Genomic DNA, 9,976 nt, shown 5'->3' on the forward strand with positions numbered 1-9,976 from the left:
TGATAAATGCATATTTGCTCAAACCTGATGAATAATATTCACGAAGTAGAGCCAGACGGTCTGATTCATTGTAATGCTTACGATTCATGATTGGTATAGGTTATGTGTTAATAATGTGTCTACCTATACCAGCATAAGTCAAACTGACACTTAAAATCAATTCGTATCTGAAAAGGATTATTGTTTCATCAAGTAAGCTTTAAATGCCGCAAAGTCTTTCGACATCGGTACACTCTGTTTGGTACCTTTCATGAATGCCTGAAGTTTTTCCGGTATTTTTACTTCTACCCCTATGATACTTTCCACCGTTTGCAGGAATTTTGCAGGGTGAGCCGTCTCCAGGAACAAGCCGACTTCTCCTTCTTTCAGTTCTTCTGCCAGCGCACGGTATCCGCATGCACCGTGAGGGTCAAGCAGATAACCCGTTTCTTCATAAACCTTCTGCACCGTTTCACGTATCTGATCATCGGTATAGGTTTCACCACTGATTTCAGAAGCAATGGCATCGTGACTTCCATCGTACAAATCCAGTACCCGGGCAAAATTACTGGGGTCGCCTACATCCATGGCATTAGCAATAGTAGCCACCGACGGACGCGGACAATACTCTCCTGTCTTCAGGTATTGATAGAATATATCGTTACGATTATTGGCTGCTATAAAACGCTTAATTGGAAGCCCCATACGCTTGCCAAACAATCCGGCTGTAATATTTCCAAAATTACCGCTCGGTACACAAACTACCAGGTTATTGGCCTTACCGATTTTTTTCATCTGCGCATAGGCATAAAAATAATAAAAAGCCTGAGGCAGGAAACGGGCTACATTGATAGAGTTGGCAGATGTCAGCTGCATGTGCTCGTTCAAGTCTTTATCCATGAACGCATTCTTCACCAACGCCTGGCAGTCATCGAACGTACCGTCCACTTCAACTGCTGTAATGTTACGTCCCAAGGTAGTAAACTGTTTTTCCTGAATTTCACTGACCTTTCCTTTCGGGTAAAGCACATACACATGAATGCCTTCCACGCCCAGGAAACCATTTGCCACCGCACTTCCCGTATCTCCGGATGTAGCCACCAGTACATTAACCTGCTTCTTTCCCTCCTTACGGATAAAGTATCCCAGCAAACGAGCCATAAAACGGCCGCCAACATCTTTAAACGCCAATGTAGGTCCGTGAAACAGTTCCAAAGAATAAATATTGTCTTTTACTTTTACTGCCGGTACATCAAAGTTCAATGTGTCATACACAATCTGTTTCAATGTGTCGGCCGGTACATCTTCTCCAAAAAACGCATCTGCTACTTTATAAGCTATTTCTGGAAAAGAAAGTGTCTCAATCTCGTCATAGAACGATTGTGGCAAGGGTTTAATCTGACGGGGCATATATAAACCCTTATCTGAAGCCAGTCCTCTTACCACAGCTTCTTCCAATGTCGCGTCTAATGCTTTTCCGTTTGTACTGTAATACTTCATATTGCTATCTGTTACTGAATATTCATAAATAGGTTCATAAACTCATCTTTCTCCATCAGGCCATATCCTCCTTCCTTGCAGCTGATTTCATCATAAGTCTGCACGGCATCCGGCTCAATACCCGGATAATATATCAGGAAAGGAATCGGTTCATTGGTATGCGTTCTCAACTCACAAGGAGTAGGATGATCGGGCAATACCGCAATGGCCACAGGCTCATCCCATTGTTTTACTGCTTCATAGACCGGACCGACAATACGGCTGTCCAAGTCTTCAATAGTTTTCAGTTTCAACGGAACATCTCCTTCGTGACCTGCCTCATCGCTGGCTTCTACATGCAGATACACAAAATCATCTGTTTTCAGCGCTTCAATGGCAGCCTGAGCCTTCCCTTCATAGTTAGTGTTATACAATCCGGTAGCCCCTTCCACATCAATACAGCGCAAACCTGCATAACGGCCGATACCACGAATCAAATCGACAGCCGTAATCACGGCTCCTTTCCGGATAGACGGATATTTCTCTGACAAAGGTTCCATCTGCGGGCGGTATCCCGGACTCCAGGGCCAGATACTATTGGCCGGGTCTTTCCCTTCCGCCACTCGTTTCAAGTTGACAGGATGCGTAGCCAGCAACTCTTGTGATTTCAAAATCAGTGCATTCAACAAATCGGCTGTTTCTTGTGCCTCAGGACAGAGTGCCTTCACCAGATTAGGACGGAAAGGCTGCAAAGGGATGTCATGTGGAGGCACACAAGCCAACCGCTTATCCCCTCCCTTAATCACCAATAAATGACGATATTGCACTCCTGTGTAAAAATGAATGCAGTCGAAGCCCAACTTTTCATCCAGAAAGCGAATTAGTTCATCGGCCTCCTCCGTAGAAATATGTCCGGCAGAATGATTTTTCAGCGTTTCTCCTTCCACACAGACAATGTTACAACGCATGGCCATGTCCCCATCCTGAAGGTCTACACCAATACTGGCAGCTTCCAGTACTCCACGACCTTCATACACCTTAGGTAAATCATAGCCCATCACAGACATATTGGCCACCTCACTTCCTGGATGGAAGCCATCAGCCACCGTCTTCAATACGCCCGTACGCCCCATACTTGCCAGCTTATCCATATATGGCGTATGTGCATACTGCAGTAAAGTTTTGTCGCCTAAGGAAGGTACAGCCCAATCGGCCATACCGTCACCTAAGATAATCACATGTTTCATTTTTGTTTGGTTTAAATATTGGCAATACTCATTATATCCGCAAATACACCGGCAGCAGTCACACTTGCACCGGCACCGTATCCCTGAATCAGCATCGGATATTCATTGTAGCGCTCTGTGGTCAGCAAGATAATATTGTTGCTGCCAGCCAGGTTATAGAACGGATGATTGCGGTCTACTTCCTGCAAAGACACCTTGCCGTGTCCATCTTCCAGGCTTGCCACAAAACGCCAGCGCTTGTCCTCGCTTTCCAGTCTCTTGCGACGTTCTTCAAATTCTTTATCTAATTGTGGAATCTTTCTCCAAAAATCATCCAATGTACCTTCAAAATAGCTGTCAGGAATAAACAAGTCTGCTTCCACATCTTCCTGATTCAAACGGTAACCTGCCTCACGAGCCAGAATCACCAGTTTCCGGATCACATCCTTTCCGCTCAGGTCAATTCTTGGGTCAGGTTCAGAGTAACCTTCCTCCTTCGCCTGACGGATAGTTTCACTCAGAGGAGTTGTCGCACTGATACGGTTGAAAATATAATTCAACGTACCGCTCACCACCGCTTCAATCTTCAAAATCTTGTCACCACTGTTTATCAAGTCATTGATGGTATTGATTACCGGAAGACCGGCTCCTACGTTCGTCTCAAACAAATACTTCACTCCACGCTGACGAGCAATTCTTTTCAGTTCCGCATAAATGTCGTATTCAGAAGAAGCGGCAATCTTGTTTGCTGCCACCACCGACACATTGTGACTCAGCAAATCTTTATACAGTGCCGCAATATCGGGACTGGCTGTACAATCCACAAACACCGAATTGAAGATATTCATTCCCACAATCTCATCACGAAGTGTCTGAGGACAAGAAGGAATGCCTTTTTCATCCAATTCTTCTCTGAAATGTTCCAAATCAATTCCAGCACGCGTAAACAAGGCTTTATGGCCGTTGGCAATACCCACCACATGCAGTTTCAACCCGCGCTCCTGTTTCAGTTTTTCCTGCTGGCCATGAATCTGTTCAATCAAACTGGCACCCACTGTTCCCGTACCACAGATAAACAGGTTCAACACCTGATATTCTGACAAGAAGAATGAATCATGAATCACATTCAGTGTCTTACGCAAAGAAGCACCTTCCACGACGAAAGAGATATTTGTCTCAGAAGCACCCTGCGCACAAGCGATGACATTGATACCGTTACGTCCGAGCGTACCAAACAATTTTCCGGCAATACCGGGAGTATGCTTCATGTTCTCGCCCACAATCGCCACGGTGGCCAGACCGCCTTCCGCTTTCATCGGTGAGATTTCACCCATTTCAATTTCTTTGGCAAACTCCTCATTCAGCACCTCACATGCCAGTTCCGCATCCTCATTTCTCACACCGATAGAGGTTGAGTTCTCAGAAGAAGCCTGCGAAACCAAAAAGACACTGATGCCATTTTCGGCCAACGTCTTGAAGATACGATGGTTCACGCCAATGACACCCACCATGCCCAAACCGGTCATGGTAATCAAACAAGTATCATTAATAGACGAAATACCTTTAATCGGTTTAGAAGAATGATCAGCCTCTTGCTTCACGATAGTTCCCGGAGCATCCGGATTGAAAGTATTTTTAATTAAAATCGGAATATTCTTATGACACACCGGATAAATAGTCGGAGGATACACTACTTTCGCACCAAAGTTGCACAACTCCATGGCCTCCACATAACTTAATTCAGTAATAGGATAAGCCGTGCTGATTACACGTGGATCAGCCGTCATGAAACCATCCACATCGGTCCATATCTCCAAGATATCCGCATCCAATGCTGCCGCAATGATAGAAGCCGTATAATCAGAACCACCACGTCCCAAATTAGTTACCTCACCCGTATTTTTATCAGTCGAAATAAAGCCAGGAACAAGAGAAACCTTCGGTATTTCACTAAAAGTTTCACGTACCAATCTGTTAGTTAATTCCGAATCCAGAATATGTTTGTTATGTTTCTTCTCAGTCTTAATAAACGTACGAGAGTCAAACCACACAGCACCTTCTATTAATGTCGCTACAATGATAGAAGAAAGTCGTTCTCCATAACTGACAATAGTAGCCGAAGTTTTCGGCGAGAGATCCCGAATCAAATAAATTCCCTGAAAAATATCCTTCAATTCGCTTAGCAGTTCATTCACCAAATCCAGAAGCAATTCCCTTCCCCGTCCCGCTGGAATCACAGTGTATACCATTTCAATGTGACGGTTCACGATTTCCTTCATTTCTTTCTCATAAGAATCATCGCCTGAAGCTGCCATTTTCGAAGTACAAATCAGTTTATCAGTAATTCCCCCTAATGCGGAAACGACTACAATTACTTTGTCATCTATACCCTCTACTATACGCTTGACACTTAACATGCTATTGACAGAACCTACGGATGTTCCGCCGAATTTCAATACTTTCATAGGTTACCATTAATTTTTAGTCCGAAACCCAACGATCCCGGTATATCTCCGTGAGGCCTTACACCACGGCACAAACAGAAACAATGAATTAAATATTAATCTTGATTGAATAAAATAAATGAAATGTCTGCATCCGCAGACGTGTATCACGTAGAAACACCAAACAGACTATCCTCACCCCCTAGGGGTCATCCCTGTGGTTGATGTAATGAAAGGCATATACCCATGCCCGTTCAACAAGATGATATGAAGACAGTGTACAGTCATAGATTATTGTTTTTCCGTTGGCAAATATAGCAACATTTTTCTACAAACAAATAAATAAATGATATTTTTTTGCCAGTATAGAGAATAAGTATAAGATTTCGTACCTTTGTAAAGAATTAGTGTAACAAATATGGCAAAAGAAAAAACGGTCTATGTCTGCACAAACTGCGGACAAGAATCTCCTAAATGGGCAGGAAAATGTCCGTCCTGCGGACAATGGAATACATTTGTAGAAGAAGTGGTGCGCAAGGAAACTCCTATAGCCAAACACATGGCACACGGCATTGAGTCCGTGCGCTCCAAGCCTCAACGTCTGACTGAAATAGAATCAAATGAAGAGCAACGTATGGACATGCTCGACGAAGAGCTGAACCGTGTATTGGGAGGAGGACTGGTGCAAGGTTCGCTCACCCTGATTGGAGGAGAACCGGGTATCGGAAAATCGACTCTGATACTCCAGACGGTGTTGCGGCTTACCCACAAAAAAATTCTCTACGTATCCGGTGAAGAAAGCGCCCGACAACTTAAACTTCGGGCTGTCCGTATTCCGCACCCGGAAAACGACAATCTGCTGATAGCCTGTGAAACCTCATTGGAACAGATTTTTACCCATATAAAGAATGTGGCTCCCGATTTGGTCATCATCGACTCCATTCAGACAATCTCTACCGAGAATATTGATTCTTCTCCCGGCAGCATCGTACAGGTCAGAGAATGTACTGCTTCTCTTTTAAAGTTTGCCAAAGAAACCGGCACACCGGTTATCCTCATCGGACATATCAACAAGGAAGGAAGCATTGCCGGACCGAAAGTATTAGAACACATTGTCGATACCGTATTGCAATTCGAAGGAGACCAGCATTACATGTACCGCATCTTGCGCAGCATCAAGAATCGCTTCGGCAGCACGGCCGAACTGGGAATCTACGAAATGCGGCAAGACGGACTACGCCAAGTCAGCAACCCCTCTGAACTGCTGCTCACCCAAGACCATGAAGGCATGAGCGGTGTCGCCATCGCCGGTGCCGTGGAAGGTGTACGCCCCTTCCTGATTGAAGTACAAGCACTGGTCAGCACAGCCGCTTACGGAATGCCGCAGCGTTCCGCCACAGGATTCGACCTCCGGCGCATGAACATGCTGTTAGCCGTACTTGAAAAACGGGTCGGATTCAAGCTGGCTCAAAAAGATGTATTCCTGAACATTGCCGGAGGGTTGAAAGTCAACGACCCCGCCATAGACCTGGCAGTTATCAGTGCCATTCTTTCCAGCAACATGGATACGGAAATTGAAGCAGGAATATGCATGGCAGGAGAAGTAGGATTAAGCGGAGAAATCCGTCCGGTTAACCGAATCGAGCAACGTATCAGTGAAGCCGAAAAACTCGGATTCCAGCGAATGTTAATCCCCAAACATAACCTTTCAGGTCTCGACAGAAAAAAAATTAAAATTGAACTTATCCCTGTTCGAAAAGTAGAAGAAGCCTTCCGGGAATTATTTGGATAACAAATTCTGATTCAAACCAAAATGCCTGTACACCTCAACAGCATACCATCATCTGCTTACATGTACAGGCATTCTCTTATCATCTTATGTCAACTACTCTATTTCTGCACCACGTTTTCATGAGGTTTCATTTTTCCCAGATTCGTACCTACCTTTTCGTTTTACCGGACAACCAAGTACGTCACTGGCCATAACTGCCAAAGGCAAATAATGACCTTTTTGCTCCTATCTATTTTGTTTTAACTATACTTCTCACTTATAATGACAGCACCTACACACAACGGTATTTTGTCTTGAATTTCGGTCTAAAAGTAAAATTAATTCCCCAATTGATATTGGCAGAAAAACGATTAAGCGGCACATAATACTTCGGTGCATATTTACACAACGGAACATCTGCTGCTACGAAGAAATTGAAGCCTCTTGGATGAAAGTTCAACATCAGTCCTCCTGTAGAACCAAAGTTAGAAAAAGCATAATTTACTGATGCCTCAAACCAAGTCAAAGGAGAAATATTGGCAGACACACGTGCTTCCGTCCAAGAATGACGTCCTTGAAAACGTGAAGAAGACAAGACACCAAATTTCAGACGGTCATAAACAAGTAAGGTATATTGCACACCAAAATTTAAAGTCGCAGCCAAGGCCGTAGTACGCTTCAATCCTTCTCCTTCTTTTGTAAATTTAGCCATCTGTTCCAAATCATCAACAATACGGTCACTCTGGTTATTGATTGAATTCGGGTTATTGTCTTCCAAAGCTGATTTTACAGGAATTTCATTGAACCCATCGAATTCAAAACTGTTGTTCATGATAGCTTTCAGCGTATTTTTCCAGCGGATAAATCCCCAGTCAAGCACCGCAGCTGAGAATGTCCAATCTTCATTCAGGCGATAAGTCGCACCAAAATCAAATGCCATACCAAATCCTGTAGGACCGATATTCTTGTCATCAAAGTTCACATCATCATACGAAATCAGCTGTTCTGAACCCGGTTTCAACTTATCGGTACGTTTACCACTGGCATCCAGTTCATAATCGCTGTCTGCGTAATGACCCGTTTCGCCACGAGTCGGCACAACCAGCCCTTTGGCTGAGAGATAGGCCTGTGCACCCGAAGGAGTAATTCTCCAAGCATCCGGGGTAGCTTCAATATCCAGTCGGTCAATTTTTACAGTTGCTTTAGCGAGTCCTACCAAAAATTTCATCTTTGCTCCTACTGTCCACTGGTCATTTATCCGACGGGCATGCCCCAATGCCAGTTCTGCATAATTAGTCGTAAGGATATTCAAATCATTTACTGTATAACGAGTTCCTTCTGGCGCGTCTACCCCATTCTTCATAAACCTGAACAACTGATCGGGAACGGACAAGTTGGTATTACTTTTAATAGAAAGTCCTATTGTATTAAAACCTCCCCAAGCATACAATCCGGCAGACAGGAGATTCTCATTAAAATTAAATCCCATTTTCAAACGGTTCGGCAAACCTTTCAAAAATTCTTTGCTACTTACTTCTTCGTGCATAAAAGTCACCAATCCACCATTAGGTTTTACAAATAAGAAATCACCCACACCAGCAGTTCCCTGAGCACTTACCGATAAATTACCCAGTCCTGGCATACTTACATATCCTCCTTCTCCCATAAATGCCGGATTCAGTTCATGCCGATAAGCAGCACCTCCCAGAAAGTAAACAGAACGATTAACCTGAGGTTGAGCCACAACTTCATCCACGAACGCAAAAACAGCCAATCCAGACAGTACCGTAAACAAGATATTTTTCTTCATTTATTCCTTTTTCTCTCGTTCATTATTAATTCAAATCCACATTCACACCACCTGGCACAGAGACCTTAATATCTGTCACCTTCAGCCATTGTGTATCCTTCAAAGGCACACCAGTAACACTTCCCGGTGCAGCCGTTATTTGAAAGCAAATCCTGTCAATCTTTGATAGAAATGCTGTATCATCCGAATTCAGGGTCAAAACCAATTCACTTGTTACAGGTTTCTCTCCATCTATACTTTCTGCCACGTATTGCTTATTTCCTTCTATTGTTTTCTTCACGTCAGTCAGTTCATTGCCATACACATCCTTAATTTGTATGTTTTCAGCTTTCAACTGCAACTTCAGAGGGATAGTATTATCTACTGTCAAAATAATATTGGCCTTTTTCAGGATTACCTTATCCAAGTCATTCAAATCCTTATTCAAACCTTGTACGGAATCATTGTACACGATATTCAAATTCTGCTCGAAACTCAATGGCACATCAACCTCATAACCTACCGGCAACTCATAGTATCTTCCCAATTCTACTTCATAATAGTTTTCATTTCGAATAACCGGTTGTAAATTGACATCAATATCATCTGGAATAATTTCAAGCAAATTATTAATTTCTTGCACCTTAACATTATCCGTAACTCCTTCAATTGCACATTCTCCAGTACGAGAAAAAGCAATTACATTCGTACCTGGCATCAATACCACTTTATTCTGACCGTATCCAGCTCCTACTTTCACTTCATGCCCATCAATATTGACATTATTCTTCTCTGGAGTAAGTACTGCATTAATTTCGACATCCGTTTCTAACGGATTATTAGCTTTCAGCAAAATTACCGGATTAGTAATATCCAGACGGGTTTCTTCATCTTTCAAGAAATCTGGCAAGTCATTCAATTCAATTTTAGCAGTTTCCGCTTTAATCTTAGGCCGAATGACACCAGTTACACTACTTGCCGTCATTTTTCCTAACGTAACATCTAAAGACACAATTAAACTGCTAGGGCCACTAATTCCAGCAACCTCTACAATTCCATCTACAGTCACATTATCCACAATAGAAATTTTTCCGTTCACAACCTCCTTGCCCTCTCCTGCTTTAAAGCCAAACCGATAGCCAGCAACATGTAAAACCTTCGGCGTTGTTGTCAGTCGCCCATTTAGAGTTAACATATTACCATCTTTTACTTCTTCATCCATAAAGACCAAGAAATCAGGAAACTTAATTTTCAAATCTTTTGCAGTTACAGTGTTATGTGTTACTCC

General features: G+C 43.2%; 6 protein-coding genes. 1 reads left to right on the top strand and 5 read right to left on the bottom strand.

The genetic code is table 11. The features are described from left to right. Positions 1-177 precede the first annotated feature (177 nt). Genes thrC through thrA form a run of 3 tightly spaced genes read right to left on the bottom strand, consistent with a single transcriptional unit; the run spans position 178 to position 5,149 of the window. The gene (thrC, locus tag ACMJ0U_RS10800) at positions 178-1,479 is read right to left on the bottom strand and encodes a threonine synthase (RefSeq protein ID WP_417129923.1); all 1,302 of its coding nucleotides are present in this window, start codon (positions 1,477-1,479) and stop codon (positions 178-180) included. A gap of 11 nt (positions 1,480-1,490) precedes the next feature. Continuing rightward, the gene (locus tag ACMJ0U_RS10805; protein WP_417129924.1) at positions 1,491-2,705 is read right to left on the bottom strand and encodes a cofactor-independent phosphoglycerate mutase; all 1,215 of its coding nucleotides are present in this window, start codon (positions 2,703-2,705) and stop codon (positions 1,491-1,493) included. 11 nt (positions 2,706-2,716) lie between these two features. Beyond that, entirely contained in the window at positions 2,717-5,149 is a 2,433-nt protein-coding gene (thrA, locus tag ACMJ0U_RS10810; protein ID WP_417129925.1) for a bifunctional aspartate kinase/homoserine dehydrogenase I, read from the bottom strand. A 397-nt stretch (positions 5,150-5,546) separates the two neighbouring features. On the opposite strand from thrA, the gene radA reads away from it, so the two are divergent. Next, positions 5,547-6,920, top strand: coding sequence for a DNA repair protein RadA (gene radA, locus ACMJ0U_RS10815; protein ID WP_417129926.1), 1,374 nt, complete (start codon positions 5,547-5,549; stop codon positions 6,918-6,920). 271 nt (positions 6,921-7,191) lie between these two features. Here radA and ACMJ0U_RS10820 read toward each other — a convergent pair whose 3' ends face one another. Continuing rightward, positions 7,192-8,709, bottom strand: a complete 1,518-nt coding sequence (locus ACMJ0U_RS10820; protein ID WP_417129927.1) for a DUF5723 family protein — start codon at positions 8,707-8,709, stop codon at positions 7,192-7,194. 25 nt (positions 8,710-8,734) lie between these two features. After that, on the bottom strand, positions 8,735-9,976 hold a 1,242-nt coding region (locus tag ACMJ0U_RS10825), incomplete at its 5' end, for a hypothetical protein (protein ID WP_417129928.1).

It is taken from the genome of Phocaeicola sp., from assembly GCF_048170425.1.
Lineage (GTDB): Bacteria > Bacteroidota > Bacteroidia > Bacteroidales > Bacteroidaceae > Phocaeicola.